The organism is Micromonospora sp. DT228 (genome assembly GCF_049841595.1).
Lineage (GTDB): Bacteria > Actinomycetota > Actinomycetes > Mycobacteriales > Micromonosporaceae > Micromonospora.
The window spans coordinates 233,293-253,908 of sequence record NZ_JBNCKO010000001.1 but is presented as its reverse complement, the minus strand read 5'-3'; the positions used below and the strand labels follow the sequence as shown (position 1 = coordinate 253,908).

Annotated in this window: 19 protein-coding genes and 1 tRNA gene; 11 read left to right on the top strand and 9 right to left on the bottom strand. The window is 71.8% G+C overall.

Annotation, left to right across the window (positions count from 1 at the left end):
* Nucleotides 1–8: 8 nt before the first annotated feature.
* Nucleotides 9–81 (top strand) — tRNA-Ala (locus tag ACLQ29_RS01090).
* 184 nt (nt 82–265) lie between these two features.
* Nucleotides 266–604, top strand: a complete 339-nt coding sequence (locus ACLQ29_RS01085) for an SdpI family protein (RefSeq protein ID WP_425769800.1) — start codon at nt 266–268, stop codon at nt 602–604.
* A 48-nt stretch (nt 605–652) separates the two neighbouring features.
* Here ACLQ29_RS01085 and ACLQ29_RS01080 read toward each other — a convergent pair whose 3' ends face one another.
* From ACLQ29_RS01080 to ACLQ29_RS01050, 7 genes are all read right to left on the bottom strand, one after another.
* On the bottom strand, nt 653–1,864 hold the full coding sequence (locus tag ACLQ29_RS01080) for a sensor histidine kinase (protein ID WP_425769799.1): 1,212 nt from the start codon (nt 1,862–1,864) through the stop codon (nt 653–655).
* On the bottom strand, nt 1,861–2,517 hold the full coding sequence (locus ACLQ29_RS01075) for a response regulator transcription factor (RefSeq protein ID WP_425769798.1): 657 nt from the start codon (nt 2,515–2,517) through the stop codon (nt 1,861–1,863). Before ACLQ29_RS01075 ends, ACLQ29_RS01080 begins: the two co-directional genes overlap by 4 nt.
* Before the next feature lie 62 nt (nt 2,518–2,579).
* Nucleotides 2,580–3,839: a cation:proton antiporter gene (locus ACLQ29_RS01070; protein WP_425769796.1), complete on the bottom strand. Its 1,260-nt coding sequence runs from the start codon at nt 3,837–3,839 to the stop codon at nt 2,580–2,582.
* Nucleotides 3,836–5,089 carry a cytochrome P450 gene (locus ACLQ29_RS01065; protein WP_425769795.1) on the bottom strand — a complete coding sequence of 418 codons (1,254 nt, stop codon included), beginning with the start codon at nt 5,087–5,089 and terminating at the stop codon, nt 3,836–3,838. The genes ACLQ29_RS01070 and ACLQ29_RS01065 overlap by 4 nt, the downstream gene beginning before the upstream one ends.
* Complete coding sequence (locus ACLQ29_RS01060) at nt 5,086–6,075, bottom strand: alpha-hydroxy acid oxidase (RefSeq protein WP_425769794.1); 990 nt, start codon at nt 6,073–6,075, stop codon at nt 5,086–5,088. Before ACLQ29_RS01060 ends, ACLQ29_RS01065 begins: the two co-directional genes overlap by 4 nt.
* 1 nt (nt 6,076) lies before the next feature.
* The gene (locus ACLQ29_RS01055) at nt 6,077–7,642 is read right to left on the bottom strand and encodes an FAD-dependent oxidoreductase (protein WP_425769793.1); all 1,566 of its coding nucleotides are present in this window, start codon (nt 7,640–7,642) and stop codon (nt 6,077–6,079) included.
* Nucleotides 7,632–9,146 carry an aromatic amino acid ammonia-lyase gene (locus tag ACLQ29_RS01050; RefSeq protein ID WP_425769792.1) on the bottom strand — a complete coding sequence of 505 codons (1,515 nt, stop codon included), beginning with the start codon at nt 9,144–9,146 and terminating at the stop codon, nt 7,632–7,634. The genes ACLQ29_RS01055 and ACLQ29_RS01050 overlap by 11 nt, the downstream gene beginning before the upstream one ends.
* Nucleotides 9,147–9,209: 63 nt before the next feature.
* On the opposite strand from ACLQ29_RS01050, the gene ACLQ29_RS01045 reads away from it, so the two are divergent.
* Nucleotides 9,210–10,748: an NAD(P)-binding domain-containing protein gene (locus ACLQ29_RS01045; protein ID WP_425769791.1), complete on the top strand. Its 1,539-nt coding sequence runs from the start codon at nt 9,210–9,212 to the stop codon at nt 10,746–10,748.
* Complete coding sequence (locus ACLQ29_RS01040; protein ID WP_425769790.1) at nt 10,738–12,135, top strand: class I adenylate-forming enzyme family protein; 1,398 nt, start codon at nt 10,738–10,740, stop codon at nt 12,133–12,135. Before ACLQ29_RS01045 ends, ACLQ29_RS01040 begins: the two co-directional genes overlap by 11 nt.
* Nucleotides 12,136–12,186: 51 nt before the next feature.
* Here the strand turns inward: ACLQ29_RS01040 and ACLQ29_RS01035 are convergent, their stop codons facing one another.
* Nucleotides 12,187–12,309 carry a 50S ribosomal protein L36 gene (locus tag ACLQ29_RS01035; protein WP_030490864.1) on the bottom strand — a complete coding sequence of 41 codons (123 nt, stop codon included), beginning with the start codon at nt 12,307–12,309 and terminating at the stop codon, nt 12,187–12,189.
* 196 nt (nt 12,310–12,505) lie between these two features.
* On the opposite strand from ACLQ29_RS01035, the gene ACLQ29_RS01030 reads away from it, so the two are divergent.
* Nucleotides 12,506–13,423, top strand: coding sequence for a lytic polysaccharide monooxygenase auxiliary activity family 9 protein (locus tag ACLQ29_RS01030; RefSeq protein WP_425769789.1), 918 nt, complete (start codon nt 12,506–12,508; stop codon nt 13,421–13,423).
* A 19-nt stretch (nt 13,424–13,442) separates the two neighbouring features.
* Here ACLQ29_RS01030 and mgrA read toward each other — a convergent pair whose 3' ends face one another.
* A complete protein-coding gene (gene mgrA / locus ACLQ29_RS01025; RefSeq protein WP_425769788.1) occupies nt 13,443–14,438 on the bottom strand; it encodes an L-glyceraldehyde 3-phosphate reductase in 996 nt (331 codons plus the stop codon).
* A 70-nt stretch (nt 14,439–14,508) separates the two neighbouring features.
* On the opposite strand from mgrA, the gene ACLQ29_RS01020 reads away from it, so the two are divergent.
* The 6 genes from ACLQ29_RS01020 (at nt 14,509) to ACLQ29_RS00995 (ending at nt 20,616) form a co-directional block, all read left to right on the top strand.
* Nucleotides 14,509–15,489, top strand: a complete 981-nt coding sequence (locus tag ACLQ29_RS01020; protein ID WP_425769787.1) for an aldo/keto reductase — start codon at nt 14,509–14,511, stop codon at nt 15,487–15,489.
* A 5-nt stretch (nt 15,490–15,494) separates the two neighbouring features.
* A complete protein-coding gene (locus tag ACLQ29_RS01015; protein WP_425769786.1) occupies nt 15,495–15,992 on the top strand; it encodes a hemerythrin domain-containing protein in 498 nt (165 codons plus the stop codon).
* Nucleotides 15,993–16,047: 55 nt separating this feature from the next.
* Entirely contained in the window at nt 16,048–17,292 is a 1,245-nt protein-coding gene (locus ACLQ29_RS01010; protein WP_425769785.1) for a histidine kinase, read from the top strand.
* Nucleotides 17,289–17,939 carry a response regulator transcription factor gene (locus tag ACLQ29_RS01005; RefSeq protein WP_425769784.1) on the top strand — a complete coding sequence of 217 codons (651 nt, stop codon included), beginning with the start codon at nt 17,289–17,291 and terminating at the stop codon, nt 17,937–17,939. The genes ACLQ29_RS01010 and ACLQ29_RS01005 overlap by 4 nt, the downstream gene beginning before the upstream one ends.
* Before the next feature lie 76 nt (nt 17,940–18,015).
* Nucleotides 18,016–19,092, top strand: a complete 1,077-nt coding sequence (locus tag ACLQ29_RS01000; protein WP_425769783.1) for a hypothetical protein — start codon at nt 18,016–18,018, stop codon at nt 19,090–19,092.
* 57 nt (nt 19,093–19,149) lie between these two features.
* Nucleotides 19,150–20,616: a sigma 54-interacting transcriptional regulator gene (locus ACLQ29_RS00995; RefSeq protein WP_425769782.1), complete on the top strand. Its 1,467-nt coding sequence runs from the start codon at nt 19,150–19,152 to the stop codon at nt 20,614–20,616.

Below are 20,616 nucleotides of genomic sequence, written 5' to 3'. Positions count from 1 at the left end.
AACAGCAAGGGGCCGTGGCGCAGCTGGTAGCGCACCACACTGGCAGTGTGGGGGTCAGGGGTTCGAGTCCCCTCGGCTCCACCCTTGTTTGGCAGGTCAGCGCGAAGGGTCCACCGACAGAAGTCGGTGGGCCCTGTTTTTTGGGGTGCCCTGGTCGGACCGGGCCCGCCCGGCGGCGCGAATACCACCCATTTGGTAAAGATCGTACAATGACGTTCACTGATGCATCAGGAGGTGGACGTTGCTGGCCGGAGCATTCATTTCTGTGGTTTACGCCCTTCTCGGATGGCTCGTCGCCTTCAGCGCCAGGGCTTCCCTGCGGCCGTCGGTGAACATGTACCGCAGCCCCGGGGTACGGACCGCCGCGACCATGAAGTCGACCGAGCACTGGTACGCGGCACACCGTCGGGTCGAACGCCCGCTCTACCGGACCGGGATCCTGTTGGCCGTCCTGTCCCCGCTGCCGGTCCTCCTCGGCGCGGCCTTCGGTGATCCGCCGGTGATCGCGGCGGTTCTGGTGCTCGCCGTGCTGGTCGTGCCCTACCTGCTCTACCTGGGCTACGTCGGCAACCGCGCCGCGCTCGCGGTGGACGATGGGCGTTGAGCGCTCTTGCGACCCGGACAGTGCGCGGGCGCTGAGGCATCCGCGGAGTCAGCCCGCAGCGGCCCGTGGTGGAATCGTCGGTAGGCGGACCGTGAAGGTCGCCCCGGCGCCCGGCCGGCTGTCGGTGGAGATCGTGCCGCCGTGGCTGGTCACCACCTCGCGCAGGAGAGCCAGGCCGAGACCGAAGCGTCGGTCCTTGGCTCCGGCGCCGCGGTGGAAGCGGTCGAAGAGGCGTGCCGCGTCGGCGGGGTCGAAGCCGGCGCCGCTGTCCGTGACCACCAGGTCCGCGCCGCGACGGGAGGTACGCAGGGCGACGTCGATTCGGCCGCCGGTCGGGGTGTGGGTGAGGGCGTTGGCGAGCAACTCGCCGACCATGCGGCGCAGGGCCGAGGCGATGCCGGGGACGAGGACCGGAGTGTCCGGGACGGTCAGGTGTAGCTGGACGCCCTGCTCCGCGGCGCGGTCGGCCTCGCAGTCGACGGCCTGCGCGGCGAGCAGGGCCAGGTTGACGGGCTCGGAGGGCTGCCGGTCGGCCGGTGTGGCGGCGAGGCGGGCGGAGAGCAGGAGCTCGTCGACGATCTCGCCGAGGCGGCGGGTGGTCTCGATCAGGCGGTCGTAGTCGGCGTGGTCGGCGCCGGCGCGGCGGGCCAGGATCTGGGCGCGGGTGTGGACCTGGGCGATGGGGGTGCGCAACTCGTGGCTGGCGTCGGCGACGAACCGGCGTTGCCGGCCGAGGGCCTCGGCGAGCGGCGCCACGGCTCGCCGGCCCACGGTGATGCCCGTGAGCACTGCCGCGGCGAGACCGACGATCGCGGCGAGGAGGAAGGCGGCGAGCAGGTGACGCCGGTCGGAGAGCTGGAAACGGGCGTCGAACACCGCTTGCACGACGCCCGTGCCGCGGGGCTGGGTGCGGACGTAGTAGGTGGTGCCGTTGCGTTCGACCTTGTCGCTGTGGACCTGGTGGTCGACGGCCACCGCGTCGATGGCGGACCGTAGCGGGAAGCCGGGAGGGGGCGGGTTCCGGCCCGAGTCGGTGCGGCTGCCGTCGTACAGGATGATCCAGCTACAGCCCGGCGGCCCGGCGATGGTGCCGTGGACCGCGCCGTAGTTGAGCTCTCGTTCGATCTGCTCGTGTTGGTTGCGCAGCAGCGCGGCGTAGGAGATGGCGGCGCCCAGGGCGAGCAGCGCCGTCATGGCGAGGCCGACCAGCAGACTGACCCGGGCCCTGGCCCGGCGCAGCATGGTGTCCTCGAAGCTCACAGGGTGCCCAGTCGGTAGCCCAGGCCGTGCACGGTCCGGATCATCGAGCGGCCGAGCTTGCGGCGCAGGTAGTAGACGTACGTGTCGACGAGCGACGCCGCGGCCGCCTCGTCGAAGACCCGGCTGCGCAGCTCGGAGCGGGAGTGGACGGTGTGCGGTCGGGCCGCGAGGACCCGCAGCAGCTCGAACTCGCGCGCGGACAGGGCGACTCGGGTGCCGTCGGGGAGGACGGCGTCGCGGACGGAGAGGTCGAGCTGGCCCGACCCGAGCCGCAGCACCTCGGTGGACTCGCTGGTCCGGCGGCAGAGGGCTCGGATGCGGGCGCTCAACTCGTCCAGGTCGAAGGGCTTCGTCAGGTAGTCGTCGGCGCCCGCGTCGAGGCCGGCGATCCGGTCCTCGACGGTGCCGAGCGCGGTCAGCAGCAGCGCCCGGGCGACCACCGCGCGGGAGCGCAGGCGGACGACCAGGTCCAGTCCGTCGAGGGCGGGTAGGAGCCGGTCGATCACCATGACGTCGTACGGCCGGGTGAGCCCGAGGTGCAGGCCGCGCTGGCCGTCGGGGGCCTGGTCGACGACGTATCCCTCGCCGGTGAGCGTCTCGGCCACCATGCCGCGCAGCTCAGAGTCGTCCTCGACGAGCAGGAGTCGGGTCATACGATGATCGTGACATAGATGAGCATCGTTGTCTGTAGAATTTGTCTCCTCAAACAAACATTCTACGGGGTTCCGGCGGGCACGAGTGACGGTGTAGGGGTGGGAACGCGTGCCTCGCGTCGCTCGATCCAGGTGAGCAGGGGCGTCGTCATGAGTGTCGTAACGAGCGCGACCACCACCAGCACGGTGAACAGCGACGGGTTCACGATGCCCGCCTCCAGTCCCACGTTCAGGGCGATCAACTGCATCAGGCCCCGGGCGTTCATGAGGGCGCCGACGCGCAGCGCGACCCTGTTCGGCTCGCCGCGCATCCGGGCCGCGGCCCAGCAGGCGCCGAACTTGCCGACGATCGCCACGGCCACGCACGCGGCGGCGAAGCCGAGGACGGCCAGGTTGCCCAGCAGCGCGAACTCGGTGCGCAGGCCGGAGTAGGTGAAGAACAGCGGCAGGAACACCGTCGCGGCGATCGGCGTCAGCGTGTCGACCACCTTGTCGGTCTGCGCGGAGCGCGGCATCACCACGCCGACCGCGAAGGCGCCGAAGACCGCGTAGAGCCCGATCTCGTCGGTGTACCAGGCGACAAGGAAGAGCAGCGCCACAGTGCCGAGCAGCCGCGCGCGATCCCCCGGGAGCCCCATGACGAAGCCGGTCACCCGCCGCCCACCCAGCCACAGCGCCACCCCGAACAGCAGCGCGCCACCCGCGCAGACCAGGGCCGGGCCGGCGGAGCCCGAGGCGAACGCCAGCACCGCGGCCAGCATGATCCATGCGACCATGTCGTCGATCGCGCCACTGGCCAGGGCGAGCAACCCGTGGCGGGTGCCGGTCTGGCCGCGCTCGGTGATGATCCGGGCGAGCATCGGGAAGGCCGTGATCGCCAGCGCCACGCCGACAAACGCCGCGGACACCCCGAGCGACACGCCGTCCGCGCGGATCGGTACGAAGCCCGCCATGCCCAGGACCAGCAGGATCCCCAGCACCAGCGGCGCGGTGACACCCGCGAGCGACACCGCTCCCGCCGTGCCCGCCAGATCTGTCACCCGGTGCGAGGTGAAGGCGTACCCGGCCTGGAACATGAACAGCACCAGGCCGACCTGGCCCACCACGTACAGGATCGGCAGCAGCGGCGTGGGAAAGAGCGCGGCCTGCGCGCCCGGCCAGAGCAGGCCGAGCAGCGACGGGCCGAGCAGCACCCCGGCGAGCATCTCGCTCACGACGGGAGGCTGGCCCACCTTGCCGAGCAGCCAGGAGACCAGCTTGCAGAAGAGCAGAATGACCGCGACCGCGATGAAGAACCGCGGGGCGAGTTCGCTGGGGGTCACGCGCTGGCCTCCTCGAAGAAAGTGGTGCACAACTTCTGTCGTCGGGCGTCGACGACCATCCAGGTGCCGCAGACCAGTTGCGTGACCGAGCGCCCCACGTCGAAGACCCGGTCGCGCTGCCGCATGAGGGTGAGCCGGTGGCGGCCGGGACCGGGAAGACCCCGGGGCGTCAGGTACGCGGGACCGCGACTCGGCAGCGAGCGGGTGTGCGCCGCCGACGAGCTGACCGCGAAGCGCCGCAGCACCTCCCGGGTCACCGCGCGCAGTTGGACGGGGGCCGAGCCGCGCGCCGGACAGGCCCGGTTGGCGGTGACGCCGTACGGGATGAAGTGGGCGTCCTGCCGGCGCACCGACAGCCAGCGGTCCGGGTTGAACTCGTCGTCGGCGGCGGGACCGGTGCACTGATAGGCCCGGTAGTTGAACAGGAGCACGCTTCCGGTGGGGAGGACGTGATCGCCCACCGTGATGGGTCCGGAGGTGATCCGGTGCGCGATGCCGAAGAGCGGGTAGACCCGGAGCGTCTCGTCGATGATCCGGTCGAGCGACAGCTCCGACGTGTCCGTGACCGACCCGGCGCACAGCAGGATGTGCGCCATGGCCTCCGACATCTGCACCACAGCCGTGTTGAAGAACGCGCCCTGGAGGTACCAGGCGGTCTCCAGGGCGGTGAAGGGCGGCGGCAGCACGACCGGGCACGTCCCCGCCTCGATCCGGTCCAGCAGGTAGCGGGTGAGGCGAAGCCGCCGGGACATGTGCCGCAGACCCATCCCCTTGAGGGCGGTCACCACGTCGTCCGCGTTCGCCACGACGAGATCGCGGACGTCGCGCGGGCAGGGCGCGCCGAACACCAGCTCGTACGAGACCTCGGCCCAGATCGGCATCATCAGGTCGCGGAGCCGCACGTGGCTGATCCGGCCGGCCGGGAGCGCGTCGAGGATCCGCCGGGTCGCGGCCGTCGCCAGCTCGTCGGAGCGGGCGTGCGGGATGGCCAGCACCCGCCGGGTCGTCCGCGCGACGGTCCGGTACCGCTCACCGGGCTCGAGGTGCTCCTGGTGCATCTGCGGACCGGGCGCGAGCCAGTACCAGAAGAGGTCCGACAGGCCGGCCCCGCGGCTGCGCCCGTCGGCGGCCGGATCGCTGTAGACCCGCTCGAAGTCCTCGGGCCCGACCAGCGGGCCGGGGACGGGAATGCCCTCGGTCCCGTTGACCCGCTCGAAGATCCACTCCCGGAGGTCGACAACTGCCTTCACCGGGTCGCCACCTGGTCGGGCGTCAGATCGGCCGGCCGCCGCGCTCCGGCCAGGGCGAGGGCCTGATCCAGCTCGGTGGTCAGTCGTTCGAGAGCCTCCCGTACGCCCACCGCCCCGCCCGCCGCGAGCGCCCGCACCACCGGACGCCCCACCAGCACCGCCCCCGCCCCGAGCGCCAGCGCGATCAGCACGTCGGCGCCGCGGCGCACACCCCCGTCGAGCAGCACCGGGATCTGCCCATCCACTGCCGCCACGACCGCGGGCAGCGCGTCGAGCGTGGGAATCGTCCCGTCGAGCTGTCGTCCACCGTGGTTGGACACGACCACACCGGCGGCACCGTGCTCGACGGCGAGGCGGGCATCCGCGGGATGCAGGACGCCCTTGAGCAGGATCGGCAGTCCCGTGACGCCGCGCAGCCACGCGATCCGGTCCCAGCCCGCCGTCGCGTCCATCGCGATCGGGCGCACCCGGCCCGTCGCGTCGCGCATGTTCTCGCAGGCGTAGCCGGCCGGCAGGTCCGTGAAGCCGTTGCGCAGGTCACGCTCGCGCCTCCCGAACACCGGGGAGTCCACTGTCACCACGAGCGCGCGGCAGCCCGCCGACTCGGCGCGCTTGACCACGTACTCGGTGAAGTCGAGGTCGGGTTGCGGATACAGCTGGAACCACAGCGTCCCACCCGCCGCCGCGATCTCCTCGACCGGTTGGGTGGCGGCCATGCTGACCACCATCGCCGTGCCGGCCGCCGCGGCCCCCCGCGCGGTAGCCGCCTCGCCGTGGGGGTGCGCGAGCCGGTGAAAGGCCGTCGGAGCGACCAGGACCGGCGCGGCGAGCGACGTGCCGGCCACGGTGGCCCGCAGGTCCCGCTCGCCCGTCGCCCGCAGCACCCGGGGCACGATCCACCGTCGCTCGAAGGCCCGCTCGTTGGCGGCCAGGGTGCGCTCCCGCCCGGCCCCACCCTCGAAGAAGTCCTGGTGAACCGGGTCCATGTCAGCCCTCGACGCCGGAGAGGCAGCGACTGAGAAACTCCCGCAGCGGTCGCACGTGGACCTCCGGCCGGTCCCACTGGTTCTCCAGGTTCTCGGCGAGGTGGTGCGTGCGGACCAGTTGGCCCTCCCGGTGGTAACGGACGACCGGGTGCAGGTACGCCGCGTCGTGCGCCTGCCCCACGACGTCCTGGGCCACCCGCGTCACGGTGATGTCGAACGGGTCGACCTGGTCGTGGTCGGGCCCGTACTCAAGGGTGATCACGAACGCCTGGTCGTAGTGGTGCTCGGCGGTGCGCAGGCCGGTCGACACGAAGTAGTCCACCGGCACCTCCTCGTGGTAGCGGGCCTCGGATCCGGCGACGGTGAGCACGTCGGCGAGGAACCCGAACTGCTGCCACAGGGCCGAGGTGCGGTTGACCCGCGCGATGATGGCCGCGGTCAGGGCCGCCGGCTCGACGGCGAGCGGGTCGGACGGCCATTCCGTGGCGTCGTAGCGGCGGGAGAGGATCCGGTGCAGCGCGCGTACGGCGTAGCGGAAACCGTGCACGAAACCGCTCGTGGACTTCTTGAAGTCGCGTTCCTGCGAGATGGTCCCGGCGAAGAACAGCCCCGGGACGTTCACCGACTCCCACGCTTCGGTCTGGGCCGGAAACCGGTCTCTGATCGCGAGCCGCGGCCGGGCCGAAGGGTCGAAGATCGAGTCGTCGAAACGGAATCCCGTGCACGCCAGCACCCGGTCGTAGTGCAGTTCCTTCACGACCTCGTTCGCCCGCGAGAAGCTGAACCGGACCTTGTAGCCCGTGCCGTCGCGCTCGATGCTCTTGATGCTGCCGTCGAGGATCGCGTTCGCCGACTTGAGCTGATAGGTGTCGAGGAAGTTGTTGTTCACCGCGCGCAGGTGCCCGACGTAATGGGTGCGCCACGCCATCCGGACCGAGCTGGGCCCCGCGAGGTGGATCAGCGTGGTGGTCTCCATGAGGTTCTCGGCGGTCTCGAAGGCGGAGTTGCCCTTGCCGATGATCAGCACCTTCTGGTCGAGATAGTCACGTGGCTCGACGCTCATCACGTCGTACCCCTCGGCCAGGTCGAATCCTGGAATGTCCGGCTGGTACGTCTTCGAGACGCCGGTGGCGACGATCACCGCGCGGGCCTCCCAGCGCCGGTCGCCGGCCTCGACTGTGAACACGTCGTCGTGCTTGGCGACGCGTGTCACCCGGGTGCCGTACCTGACCTTGACGCCGGTCTTCGCGGCGAAATCCGCGAGGTATCGCACCATCACGTCGGCGTCCGGGAAGTACCGGTCGGTGTACTGCGTGAACAGCAGTGCCGGGTCGTCGGTGAGCAACGAATTCCAGTCGAGCCGCAGATTCAGCTCGGGGTCGTCGGTGCCCGTGCGCGGTTTGTTGATCGAGATGAGTTGGCGGTGCCGCGGATAGGTGGCGAAGAACGCCCCCGGCCCGTCGGCGCCCTCCAACACCAGATAGTCACGCTTGCCCTCGGCCTCGAGCAGGGCGGCGAGTTGAAGACCGGCCGGACCGGCCCCGATGATCAGGTAATCAAGCGTCACGGCGCTCACCGTACGAGGTGGAAATCAGAGAGATTTCAAGCTCTTCCAGAATTGCGGCTGCCCTTCGTACGTCGGAGTCGAGCGGCCGGTCCGGATCGATCGGGGTGATCTCCTCCAGGGCCCGGAGGGTGCGGTCACAGCCCGCCGCCGTGGGTCGGCGCGCCCCCACGTGCACCGCCTGGCGCAGCCCGAGCCCGAGCGAGCCGGTGATCAGGCGCAGCAGCTCCGCCTGGTCCAGTGCGCGGAGAGCGGCTTGTGTGCCGAGCGGGATGACGTCCTGGTTGTGCAGGTTCGTGGGGAGGCTCTGCAGGCTCGCGGGCACGCAGTCGCGCCTGATCTCGGCGATGAGCGCGGTCGACGCGAGCTGGACGCCCTGCAGCCCGTGCTGCTGGCCCGGCCCCGCCGCGAGCATCGGCGGCAGTCCGCCGTTGCGCCCGGGGTCCACGAGCAGGTCGAGTTGGCGCTCGGCGAGGTTGCCGACCTGGGCGATCACCATGGTCAGGACGTCGGCGGCGAACGCGGCGGGTTGGCCGAAGAAGTTGCCGCCGTGCACGACCTTGTCGTCGGCCGGGAAGAACAACGGGTTGTCGCTGACCCCGCCGAGGTCCGCCGCCACGACACCGTCGACGTAGCGCAGGGCGTCCTCGGCCGCTCCGAGCAACTGGGGCGCGCAGCGGATGCTGTACGGCTCCTGCAACGGTCTCGTACCGGACCCGCGCAGGCCGGCGGAGGTCGCCCGCATCGAGGCGCCGACCTCGATGGCGCCTGGGTGCGCGTAGGCGGCGAGGAGGGCGGGATCGAGGAACTGCGGATCGCAGCCGAGCAGGTCGGCGAGCAGGCAGGTCAGCGTCTGCGCCACGCGGTGCGAGGTACGGACCCGGCCCAGGGCGAGGGCCAGCGCCGCGGTGGTGAGCGACGTGCCGTTGACAAGCGCGAGGGCGTCCCGGCCGTCGAGCGGCAGCGGCTCCAGGCCGGCCTTCGCCAGGGCATCCCCGGCCGGCATCCGGACGCCGTCCAGGTAGGCGTGCCCGCGACCGCGCAGCGCCTGGGCGGCGGCACCGAGCGGGATCAGGTCACCGCTGGCTCCCACCGAGCCGAGCCGGGGCATCGCCGGCGTGAACGTGGTGCCGAGCATGGCCGCGAGCGCGTCGATCACGTGCGGCGAGACCCCCGACGCGCCCTGGGCCAGGGACCAGGCGCGGACCAGTAGCGTCGCGCGTACGACATCCGGGGCCAGGTCGGGGCCCTGGCCCGCCCCGAGGTGGGCGAGTGTGTTGTCGGCCTGGTCGCGTTGGTCGGCCCGGCCCGCGTAGCCGACCAGCGCCCCGAAGCCGGTGGTGGCGCCGTAGATCGCCCGGTCGTCGCCGAGCGCCTTGCCGAGGAACGTGCGGCCGGTCGCCACGCGGTTCCGCACCTCGTCGCCGATCACGACAGTGACCGGGCCTGCCGCGACGCGCAGGTCGGCAAGGCGCAGGGGCGCTGCCAAATCCACCTCAATCGTCATGGAAGCGGATGCTAGAGGCCCTTTCTCAGAGCGTTCTGAAATCGCCTCAGTAAATTGCGGCGCATGACGCACGATTGCCTGATCATTGGAGCCGGGCCGGCCGGCCTGCAGCTCGCGGCCCTGCTCGAACGCGACGGTCACGACTACGTGGTGCTGGAGGACGGCCCCCGGGCGGGCACATTCTTCGAGACCTATCCCCGGCACCGTCAGCTAATCTCGATCAACAAGGTGTGGACCGGGTCGACGGACCCGGAGTTCAATCTGCGGTCGGACTGGAACTCGCTGCTGACCGACGATCCGGGGCTGCTCTTCAAGTACTACAGCACGCGCTACTTTCCCGCCGCCGACGATCTCGTGCGTTATCTCGCCGACGTCGCGCGGGGTCTGCGAATCGTCTACGACACCCGGGTGACCTCGGTGTCGAAGACCGGCGACGTGTTCACCGTGCAGGCCGGCGACAACAGGTGGGCGGCCCGCAGAGTCGTCGTCGCCACCGGCGTCCCCGCGCTCTACGTGCCGCCGATCGAGGGCGCGGACCTGGCCGAGCGCTACGACACCGTAAGCGTCGAACCCGCCGACTTCGTCAATCAGCGCGTGTTGATCATCGGTAAGGGCAATTCGGCCTTCGAGACCGCGGACGCGCTCGTCGAGACCGCCGCCACGATTCACGTCGCCGGGCCGCACTCCATCAAACTGGCCTGGCAGTCCCATTACGTCGGGCATCTGCGGGCGGTGAACAACAACTTCCTGGACACCTACCAGTTGAAGTCGCAGAACGCCGTCCTGGACGGCACCGTGGAACAGATCAGCAAGCGGGAGGGCGGCGGGTTCCGGGTGCTGTTCCGGTACGCCCGGACGGTCGAGAATCTGCGCGAACTCGAGTACGACCGGGTCATTTTCTGCACCGGATTCCGCTTCGACGCGTCCATCTTCGCCGAGTCCGCCCGGCCGGAGCTGGTCATCAACGATCGGTTCCCGGCGCAGACGCCGGCCTTCGAGTCGGTGAACGTCCCCGGCCTCTACTTCGCCGGCACCCTCAGCCAGCAGCGTGACTTCAAGAAGTCCACGAACGGCTTCATCCACGGCTTTCGCTATGCCACCCGCGCACTGCACCACATCCTCCGCGAGCGGCACCACGGGCAGCCCTGGCCGTCCCGGCGGATCGCCCCGACGCCGGAGGCGATCGCCGATTCGATAATCGCCCGGATCAACGTGACCTCGGCGCTGTGGCAGCAGTTCGCGGTGCTCGGCGACGTCATCACGGTCGAGGGCGAGACCGCCCGCTACCGCGAGGAGGTGCCGGTCGCCTACCTGCGCGACACGGAGCCGGACGTGTTCGCGTTCCTGGTCACCCTGGAGTACGGCCTCGACCACGACCAGATCGACCCGTTCGACATCACCGTGCCGCGTCCGGCCGAGAACGACGCGAACGCCGCGCACGACGCCAGCTACCTCCACCCCGTCGTACGGGTGCTGCGCGACGGGCAGACAGTCGCCGAGCACCACCTCGCGGAGAACCTGGAGAACAACTGGGACCTGCCCACCGTGCACCGGCAGCCCCTCGAGGTCTTCGTCAAGGGCGTCCTCGCCGATGCCCGCTGACGTCTGGCCGCAGCCCGTCCTCGACCTCCTGGAGGCCGGCGGCGACCGGCCGGTCTTCGAGGACGCCTCGACAGTCACGACCGCCTCGGCGATGGCGGGTCTGATCCGACGCGTCGCGGCCGGGCTGCGCTCTGACGGCGCGGGGCCCGGAGTGGGCGTCACTCTCGACCTGCCGGTCACCGCCGCCGCCTTCGCCGCCACGATGGCCGCCTTCGCCGTGGGGGCGCGGGTGTCCGGGTGGCGTGCCGACCTGAGCCCGGCACAGCTGTCCGGCTCCCTCGTGATCGACTCGGCCGCGCTGGCCGCGCTCGCCGAGCATCCCGACGACGGGCTGCCACTCGTCGCGGCGGGACGGGCCGCGGATCCCGCGCGGATCATCTGGACAAGTGGGAGCACGGGGACACCGAAGGGCGTGGTGCAGACCTACGCGGCGATGTCGGCGGCCTGGGTCGCGTACCCGGACCGCTGGCCCCCGGCCATCGCCGACCTGGCCACCCGGTTGCGGCGTTACCTGGTCTTCGGCTCGCTGGCCAGTCAGGTGATGCTGGAGTACGGCGTCCTCGCCCTCGTCGCGGGCGGCACCCTCGTCGTGGCACCCCGGCCGGTCTTCCCGGCTGCCCTTGTCGCGCACCGGGCCACGGCGAGCGTGATCACCGTCGGCAAGCTGCACCAGCTGGTTCGGGACCAGCGCGCCAACCCGGTGGACCTGCGTCACCTGCGGGCGCTGATGGTCTCCGGGTCGCCACTCGCGCCGGGCCGGCTGGCGGAGGCGCTCGACGTGCTGGGTCCGGTGCTCTTCCACGGGTACGGGCAGACCGAGACGTCGATGATCGCGATGGTGACCCCCGCCGAGATGCTTGCCGACGCGGCCACGCTCGCCACCGTCGGTCGTCCGGCCGTGGACGTCTCCGTTCGCGACGGGGAGATCTTCGTCCGCACTCCGGCGCAGGCCTCCTCGTACTGGCAGGACCCGGACGAGTCGGCCGAGGTGTTCGTGGACGGCTGGGTGCGTACGCGTGACCTGGGAAAGCTCGACGCCGACGGATACCTGCGGCTGCTCGGGCGGGCGCGGGACGTGATCATCGTCGACGCGCAGGTGATCCACGCCGGGCCGGTGGAGCGGGCGCTGGCCGCCGACGCGGCGGTCGCCGAGGCGTACGTCGTCGGGGGGCCGGACGAGACGACCGGCGAGGCCGTGCACGCCTTCGTGGTACCGGCGGCCGGGAGAACGCCCGACCCGGACGTGCTGCGCGCACTCGTGGCCGTACAGGTGAACGATCTCGCGGTGCCGCGAACCGTCACGGTCATCGACCGGGTCCCGCTCGCGCCCAGCGGCAAGCCGGACAAGAGTCAGCTCCTCCGCGGGGGGAAAGACCAAACGCCCTGACCGGTTGACCGGTCAGGGCGTTTGTCGACTGTATGTCCGGTAAGGGCGGGGTCAGCCCTGGCGGCTCTTCCACTGCGGGTTGGCGCGGTTCACCACGACCACCCGGCCACGACGGCGGACCACCACCGAACCCGGCTTCTGCTTGAGCGCACGCAACGAGCTACGTACCTTCATGTCTGCCTCCTCGGTTCCAGCGGTTCCGTGTATCGAAACGCCGCACCCAGCCCGGAGATTCCCGCCGCCGTGGCGCCCCCACCTGGGGCCATCTCGCCGATCGCGGCGCGGCCCGCCTCGACCGGAAACGGTGACAGGTGCCGACGTCGAACCTTTGCCGTCCGCCGGCCGTACCAGTGGGCGGGAGGTCAACCTCATGACCGTACGCCGGCTCCTCGCCACGGTGCTCGTCGCTGCCGCGACCGTGCCGCTGGCCGCCACACCCGCCGCCGCGCACGGCGCCCCGACCGACCCGATCAGCCGGGCGGCGGCCTGCGGACCCGAGGGCCGGTACGCGACCACCGCCGCCTGCCAGGCCGCCGTCGAAGCGGGCGCGGCCGTCCGGGAATGGGACAACGTGCGGGTCGCCGCGATCAACGGGCGAGACCGGGAACGGATCCCGGACGGTGAGCTGTGCAGCGGCGGGCTGTCCGCGTACCGGGGGCTGGACCTGCCCCGCACCGACTGGCCGGCCACCGACCTGACGGCGGGCGCGACGTTCACCTTCCGGTACCGGACCACGATCCAGCACCGGGGCACCTTCCGGCTCTACGTCACCAGGCCCGGGTACGACCCCAAAGCCCCGCTGACCTGGTCGGACCTCGAAACACGTCCGTTTCTGACGCTTACCGACCCGGGGGTGCGAGCCGGGGCGTACCAGTTGCCGGGTCGACTGCCGACGGGCCGCACGGGTCGACACCTGATCTACACGATCTGGCAGAACTCCACCACCCCGGACACCTACTACTCCTGCTCGGACGTGGTGTTCCGCGACGCCAAGGCCAAGACCACCCCGACGAAGGCCGCGACGAAGGCGGGTGCGGCCGCGCCGCGTACCGCCGCGAGCCGGCCGGCCGCCACCGACACGGCGGTGGCGGCGGCGGCCGACCCGGGCGTGCCGGTGGCGTCGGTGACCGACCTCGGCGCGCGCTGGCCGGTGCTGGCGGGCGCCGCCGTCGTGCTGCTCCTGGTGCTGCTTGTCGGCGCGGCGCGGCGACGCCGCACCCCCGCGGCCCCGGTCGGCCGTCAGTGCGAGGTACGCAACCACCGCGTCGGGCGGCGCCGGATCTGGTGACCCGGCCCGCCCGCGCGGGTCAGCGCAGCAGACCGTCGATCTCGGCCAACTCCTCGGCGGTGAAGTCGAGGTTGTCCAGCGCGGCGATGTTCGTCTCCAACTGCCCGACGCTGCTCGCTCCGATGATCAGGCTGGTCATCCGTGGATCACGCAGCGCCCAGGCGAGCGCGAGCTGAGCGAGGGACTGGCCGCGTCGCTCGGCGACCGCGCCGAGCCCCCGGATGGTGGCCATCTTCTCCTCGCTGAGGTCGCTCTCGTTGAGGAAGACACTCGTGCGCACCCGCGAGTCGGCCGGGATGCCGCCCAGGTAACGGTCGGTCAACAGACCCTGGGCCAGCGGGCTGTACGCGATGCAACCCGCCCCGACCTGCTCCAGCGTGTCGAGCAGGCCGTCGGACTCGGTCCAGCGGTTGAGCATCGAGTACGACGGCTGGTTGATCAGCAACGGCGTACCCAGGTCGCGCAGGATCGCGGCGGCCCGCACGGTCTGCTCCGAGGTGTAGTTCGAGATGCCCACGTAGAGCGCCTTGCCGGAGCGGACGACGGCGTCCAGCGCGCCCATCGTCTCCTCCAGCGGGGTGTCCGGGTCGAACCGGTGCGAGTAGAAGATGTCGACGTAGTCGAGCCCCATCCGGCCCAGCGACTGGTTCAGCGACGAGATCAGGTTCTTCCGCGAGCCCCACTCGCCGTACGGGCCGGGCCACATCAGGTAGCCGGCCTTGCTGGAGATGACCAGCTCGTCGCGGTACGCCCGCAGGTCGGTGGCGAGCAGTCGACCGAAGTTCTCCTCCGCCGAGCCGGGCGGCGGCCCGTAGTTGTTGGCCAGGTCGAAGTGGGTGACCCCCAGGTCGAAGGCCCGCCTGACGATGTCGCGCTGCCGGTCGAACGGGCGGTCCGGGCCGAAGTTGTGCCAGAGCCCGAGGGAGACGGCGGGCAGTCGCAGGCCACTGCGTCCGCTGCGCCGGTAGGTCATGGTGTCGTAGCGGTCATCCGCGGCGAGGTAGGTCACGATCATGAGCCTAACTCCGGGCCGTGGTACCCCGGATCAGGCGTGCGAATCAGGACAGCGGGGTAGTTTCGACGCCATGCGGTTCATCGCCCTCGACACGCCCAAACCGTTGTCCAGGATCGGGTTGGGCACCTGGCAGTTCGGCTCCCGGGAGTGGGGCTACGGGCCGGACTTCGACAGTCGGGCGGCGCAGATCGTCCGGCGGGCCGTCGAGGTGGGCGTGACGGTCTTCGACACGGCGGAGATCTACGGCTTCGGGCGCAGCGAGCGGATCCTCGGCGCGGCGCTCGGCGACGACCGGGCCACGGTCGTGGTCGCCAGCAAGATCCTGCCGGTCCTGCCGGTGGCGGCGGTGGTGCAGCAACGGGCGGTCGCCTCGGCGGCCCGGCTCGGCGTCACGCGCATCGACCTCTACCAGGTGCACCAACCCAACCCGCTCGTCGCCGACCACACCACGATGCGCGGCATGCGGGTGTTGCAGGACGTCGGGCTGATCGGCGAGGTCGGGGTGAGCAACTACGGGCTGCGCCGCTGGCAGGTCGCCGAGGCCGCGCTCGGCCGGCGGGTGCTCAGCAACCAGGTCCGCTACAGCATGCTGGACCGCGCGCCCGAGCAGGACCTGCTGCCGTACGCGCGGCAGGCCGGTCGGGTGGTCATCGCGTACAGCCCGCTGGCGCAGGGTTTCCTCTCCGGCCGCTACGACGCGAACAACCCGCCGAGCGGCGCGGTCCGGCGGGCCAACCCGTACTTCCTGCCGGAGAACCTGGCCCGCGGCGCGGTCCTGATCGACACCCTGCGCCAGGTGGCCGACGCCCACGACGCCACCCCCAGCCAGATCGCGCTCGCCTACCTGCTGCACCACCCGAACGTGCTCGCCATCCCCGGAGCGTCCGGGGTGGAGCAGATGGAACGCAACGCCGCAGCCGCGGACCTCGACCTCGCCGACGACGAGTACGCGGCGCTGGCCGAGGCCGCCAAACGCTTCCGACCGGTCACCGGGCTCGCCGCGATGCCCCGCATGCTGCGTGCCCGGTTCGCCGGCCCAACGGGAAAGTGAGCACAGTGGACGACATCACCGCACTGATCCTGGACGACCACGCCGCCTTCCGGCGCGGCTTCGCCCGCCTCGACGACGCCCGCGACGAGCAGGAGCTGCTCGCCATCTGGGACGCGCTCGCCCTGCACCTGGACATCCACGCCGAGGCGGAGGAGGCGATCCTCTACCCGCACCTGGTCAAGCACGGCGACGACGGCGAGGACGAGACCGCCGACGCGATCGGCGACCACAACAAGATCCGGGACGCCGTCGCCGAGGCGAAGCTGCACCCGGTCGGCTCGGAGCAGTGGTGGGCGGCGGTCGGCACGGCCCGCCGGGAGAACAGCGAACACCTCGCCGAGGAGGAGGACGAGGCGCTGCCCGACTTCCGCCGGCACGCCAGCATCGAACTCCGCGCCGAGCTGGGCCAACGTTGGCTGACCTTCTACGGCGAGCACAAGAACGGCCGTAATTTGCCGTTCCGCGACAAGGACCCCCAGCAGTACGTGGCCGACCACCGCTGAGATCTCCCCGGCGCGGGGGAGTCGCCGCAACCGATCCCGGCCGCAGAATGACGAGATGACCCTCCGCGCGGCGCTGGCCCCGCTGGTCGCCGGCACCACCTGGCGACGCGGCGTGTTCCTGCTGCTCGGCGGAGTGTTGGCGCTGCCGTACGGGCTGCTCGTGGTCACCTTCGCCCAACTGCTCGGCGACTCGGCGATCCCCCGCTCCCTGACCTACGCGCTGCTGGTGATCGCGGTGCTGATCGCCGTGGTGCCGCTGCTGCTGGACGGCAGCCGGGCCCTGGAGATCGCCGCCGTGCGGAGTCTGCTCGGCGTCGACCTGCCCGAGCCCGCGCTGGGGCATCGCGGCGACCGGGAAACCCGACTGCGGTGCGCGCTCTGGATCGCCACCCACCTCATCGTCGGCGCGGTGGTGATGATCGCGCTGTTCAGTGCCCTGCCGATGGCGCTGGCCTTCATCGCCCAACAGTTCGGCGTCGACACCGAGTTGACAAGCCAGGAACAGTTCGGGCCCCTGGACGGGCGGGACAGCGGCTGGCTGACCGTGACCGGGGTGGCGATGCTCGTCGGTCTCGGCTACGCCGTCGCCGGGCTCGGCGCGCTTGCCGGTCTGATGGCGCCGGTGCTGCTCGGCCCCGCGCAGGCGGAGCGGATCGCCGCCCTGGAGGCGCGGGCCACCCGGCTCGCCGAACGCAACCGGCTGGCTCGGGAGCTGCACGACTCGATCGGCCACGCGCTGACCGTGGCCACCCTCCAGGCCGGGGCCGCCCGCGAGGTCCTCGACAGCGACCGGGAGTTCGTCCGGCGGGCGCTCAGCGCCATCGAGGAGACCGGACGGACCGCGATGGACGAGTTGGACCACGTGCTCGGCCTGCTCCGGGACAACGGCAACGACCGGCGGGTGGTGCCGCCGCAGCGTACCCTCGCCGACCTGGACCGGCTGGTCACCGACGCCCGCGCGGCCGGGCTGGCGGTGCACGCACACCGCGTCGGCGACCCGGCACGGGTGCCCGCGGCGGTCTCCCGGGAGGGCTACCGGATCGTCCAGGAAGGCCTGACGAACGCCGCCCGGTACGGCCACGGGCCGGTGACGCTGCGGCTCGACCTGCACCCGGGAGCACTGGAACTGGAACTGGTGAACGCGGTGGACCGTCCCGGACGGGCCGACCCGGGCCGCGGCGGTCGAGGCCTGGACGGGATGCGGGAACGGGTGCTGCTGCTCGGCGGCCGGATCACCGTGGGCCCCGACGGCGACCGCTGGCTGATCCGGGCCCGTCTGCCGTACGAGGAGGCGACATGACCACCGGGGTGTTGATCGTCGACGACGACGAGTTGATCCGGGTGGGGCTGCGCGCCATCATCGACGCCCAACCCGACCTGCGGGTGCTCGCCGAAGCCGCCGACGGCGCCGAGGTACCGCCGCTCGTCGCCCGGCACCGGCCGGACGTGGTGCTGATGGACGTGCGGATGCCGAGCATCGACGGCATCCAGGCCACCCGACACCTGCTGGCCACCTCCGCCGACCCGCCCCGGGTGCTGGTGGTCACCACGTTCGCCAACGACGAGTACGTCTACGAGGCGTTGCGCGCGGGAGCCTCGGGTTTCCTGCTCAAACGGGCCCGACCCGCCGAGGTGGTGGAGGCGGTCCGGGTGGTCGCGGCGGGCGAGTCGCTGCTCTTCCCGGCCGCGATCCGTCAGCTCGTCGGGGCGTACGGACCGGTGGGCGGCGACCGGCTGCGCGCCGCCCGACTCACCGAGCGGGAGGCCGAGGTGCTGCGGTTGATGGCCACCGGCCGGTCCAACCCGGAGATCGCCGCCCACCTGGTGGTCGGGGTGGAGACCGTCAAGACGCACGTCGGCAACGTGCTGGCCAAGCTGGGCGCCCGCGACCGGACCCAGGCGGTCATCGCCGCCTACGAGTCCGGCTTCGTCACCCCGTCCGGCTGAACGGTCCCTCACCCGGGGGAGCGGGTTCACCGCCGGCCGGGAGGGATTCGCCGGGCTGTCGGTCGAGGCTGAGAGCATGACGACGATCACTTCCTCCCCACCCCGAACCGACTCCCGGTGGCCCGACCGGTTTGCCCCGCTGGCCGCCGGTTGGCTCGGCCTGTGGGGCGTCCTCGCTCTGGTGGGCACGCTCACCGGCGCCGGCTATCCGTTCGGCGCGAACGACACCCATGGCGGCGACGTCAACCTGCTGCGCCTGATGCCGGTGGACCTGGCCACCCCGCTCTTCGCAGGCGTCCTGCTCACCGCCGCCGTGGCCGCGCTGGCGATGAGCCGCCCGGCGGTCCGTCCGCCCGGTCCGCTGCGGGCGCTGCTCGCCGGCTACGGCTGGGCGGTGGCGTTCCTGCTCGCCGTGGTCGTCCCGGACGCCCGGGTGCTTGTCGTCCTCGGCTACCTGCCGATCCTGATCGTCGGAGCTCCGTTCGGCTGGCCGCCGATCGACTACTCCGAGGTCCTCAACTGGGCGCTGTTCGGCCGGTTCGCCGCGCTGGCCGGCGGACTGCTGCTGGCCGGGGCGGTGCTCGTCTGGCAGCGCCGCACCGCCGAGGCCTGCGTGGGTTGCGGCCGCGACGACGCCGACCGGGGTTGGACCACCCCGGCCGCCGCCGCGCGCTGGGGTCGCTGGGCCGCCGGCATCGCCGCGACCATTCCCCTGGCGTACGCGTCGACCCGGTTCGCCTGGGCGGCCGGCATCCCGCTCGGCATCTCCCGGGAGTTCCTCACCGACATGCAGGACACCGGGCTGGTCTGGGCCGGCTTCGGGCTGGGCGCGTTCGCCACCGTCGGCGCGATCCTCACCCTCGGCCTGGTGCAGCGCTGGGGCGAGCGGTTCCCGGCCTGGATGGTCGGCCTCGCCGGTCGCCGGGTGCCGGTGCGGCTGGCAGTGGTGCCGGCCACCCTGGTCGCCATCGCGGTGACCGCGGCCAGCCTGGGGCTGCTCAGCAACCCCGAGTTCTACCGGCTCACCGGCGGGTTCAGCCCCACCGGAACCCCGATGCTGCTCTGGCCGCTGTGGGGCGTGGCGCTCGGCGCGGCCACCTACGCGTACCACCTGCGCCGGCGCGGAGCCTGCCGGCGCTGCGGTCGGCGTTGAGGGTGGGAGTGGGGGTGCCCCCTGATGCTCGGGGCGCCCCCGCGAATGTGAGCTAGCGTGGGTCGGGTGACTGCGTCTAACCCGGTAATCCCGGTTCCACCGGCCGACCTGCCCGGCACGCTCGGCGCGCTGCGGGCGGCCGGTCACCGATACCGCACCGTCAAGCAGGAACTCCGCGACAACCTCCTCGCCCGGATGCGTTCCGGCGAGGCCCGTTTTCCCGGCATCGTCGGCTACGACGACAGCGTGCTGCCCGAGGTCGAGCGGGCCCTGCTCGCCGGCCACGACATGGTGCTGCTCGGTGAGCGCGGCCAGGGCAAGACCCGACTGATCCGCTCGCTCGGCGCGCTGCTCGACGAGTGGACCCCGGTCATCGTGGGCTCGGTGCTCAACGAGCACCCCCTGCACCCGCTCACCCCCGCGTCCCGCGCCCAGGTCGCCGAGGCCGGCGACGACCTGCCGATCGGCTGGCTGCACCGCTCGATGCGCTACGGCGAGAAGCTCGCCACCCCGGACACCAGCGTCGGCGACCTGATCGGTGACGTCGACCCGATCCGGATCGCCCAGGGCCGCACCCTCGGCGACCCGGAGACCATCCACTTCGGGCTGGTGCCGCGCACCAACCGGGGCATCTTCGCCGTCAACGAGCTGCCCGACCTGGCCGAACGCATCCAGGTGGCGCTGCTCAACGTCCTGGAGGAACGCGACATCCAGGTCCGTGGCTACCAGCTGCGGCTGCCGCTGGACCTGCTCCTGGTGGCCAGCGCCAACCCGGACGACTACACCAACCGGGGCCGGATCATCACTCCCCTCAAGGACCGGTTCGGCGCGGAGATCCGTACCCACTACCCGGTCGACCTGGAGTTGGAGTTGGCGTTGATCCGGCAGGAGGCCGACCTGGTCGCCGCCGTGCCGGAGCACGTCCTGGAGGTGCTGGCCCGCTTCGCCCGCGCGGTCCGGGAGTCGCCTTCGGTGGACCCGCGCTCGGGTGTCTCCGCCCGGTTCGCCATCGCCGCCGCCGAGACGGTCGCCGGTGCCGCGCTGCGCCGCGCCGGCCTGCTCGCCGGCGCCGGCGCCGGTACCCCGGAGGGCCGCCCCGAGGCGGCGGTGGCCCGGGTCGGCGACGCGGTGTCGGTGACCAGCACGTTGCGCGGCAAGGTGGAGTTCGAGTCCGGCGAGGAGGGGCGGGAGATCGAGATCCTCGCCCACCTGCTGCGGACCGCGACCGCCGAGACGTTCCGGGCGCACCTGGCCGGGCTGGACCTGTCCGGGTTCACGGCACTTGTCGAGGACGGCGCGGCGATCGAGACCGGCGAGCTGGTCAGCGCGACGGAGCTGCTGCGCCAGGTCGGCACCGTACCCGGGCTGGCGAAGGTCCTCGACCGGCTCGGCCTGGGGGACGCGCCCACCCCGGAGGAGGCCGCCGCCGCCGTCGAGTTCGTGCTCGAAGGGCTGCATCTGACCCGCCGACTGGGCAAGGACGTCACCGACTCGGGGCGCACCGTCTACGGCGGCCGGGGCTGA

Bases quoted from the DNA above. Each gene is read 5' to 3' on its own strand.
- ACLQ29_RS01075 (WP_425769798.1), bottom strand. From the start codon at position 2,517: ATGACCCGACTCCTGCTCGTCGAGGACGACTCTGAGCTGCGCGGCATG.
- ACLQ29_RS01060 (WP_425769794.1), bottom strand. From the start codon at position 6,075: ATGGACCCGGTTCACCAGGACTTCTTCGAGGGTGGGGCCGGGCGGGAG.
- ACLQ29_RS01050 (WP_425769792.1), bottom strand. From the start codon at position 9,146: ATGACGATTGAGGTGGATTTGGCAGCGCCCCTGCGCCTTGCCGACCTG.
- ACLQ29_RS01045 (WP_425769791.1), top strand. From the start codon at position 9,210: ATGACGCACGATTGCCTGATCATTGGAGCCGGGCCGGCCGGCCTGCAG.
- ACLQ29_RS01040 (WP_425769790.1), top strand. From the start codon at position 10,738: ATGCCCGCTGACGTCTGGCCGCAGCCCGTCCTCGACCTCCTGGAGGCC.
- ACLQ29_RS01035 (WP_030490864.1), bottom strand. From the start codon at position 12,309: ATGAAGGTACGTAGCTCGTTGCGTGCGCTCAAGCAGAAGCCGGGTTCG.
- ACLQ29_RS01030 (WP_425769789.1), top strand. From the start codon at position 12,506: ATGACCGTACGCCGGCTCCTCGCCACGGTGCTCGTCGCTGCCGCGACC.
- mgrA (WP_425769788.1), bottom strand. From the start codon at position 14,438: ATGATCGTGACCTACCTCGCCGCGGATGACCGCTACGACACCATGACC.
- ACLQ29_RS01020 (WP_425769787.1), top strand. From the start codon at position 14,509: ATGCGGTTCATCGCCCTCGACACGCCCAAACCGTTGTCCAGGATCGGG.
- ACLQ29_RS01010 (WP_425769785.1), top strand. From the start codon at position 16,048: ATGACCCTCCGCGCGGCGCTGGCCCCGCTGGTCGCCGGCACCACCTGG.
- ACLQ29_RS01005 (WP_425769784.1), top strand. From the start codon at position 17,289: ATGACCACCGGGGTGTTGATCGTCGACGACGACGAGTTGATCCGGGTG.
- ACLQ29_RS01000 (WP_425769783.1), top strand. From the start codon at position 18,016: ATGACGACGATCACTTCCTCCCCACCCCGAACCGACTCCCGGTGGCCC.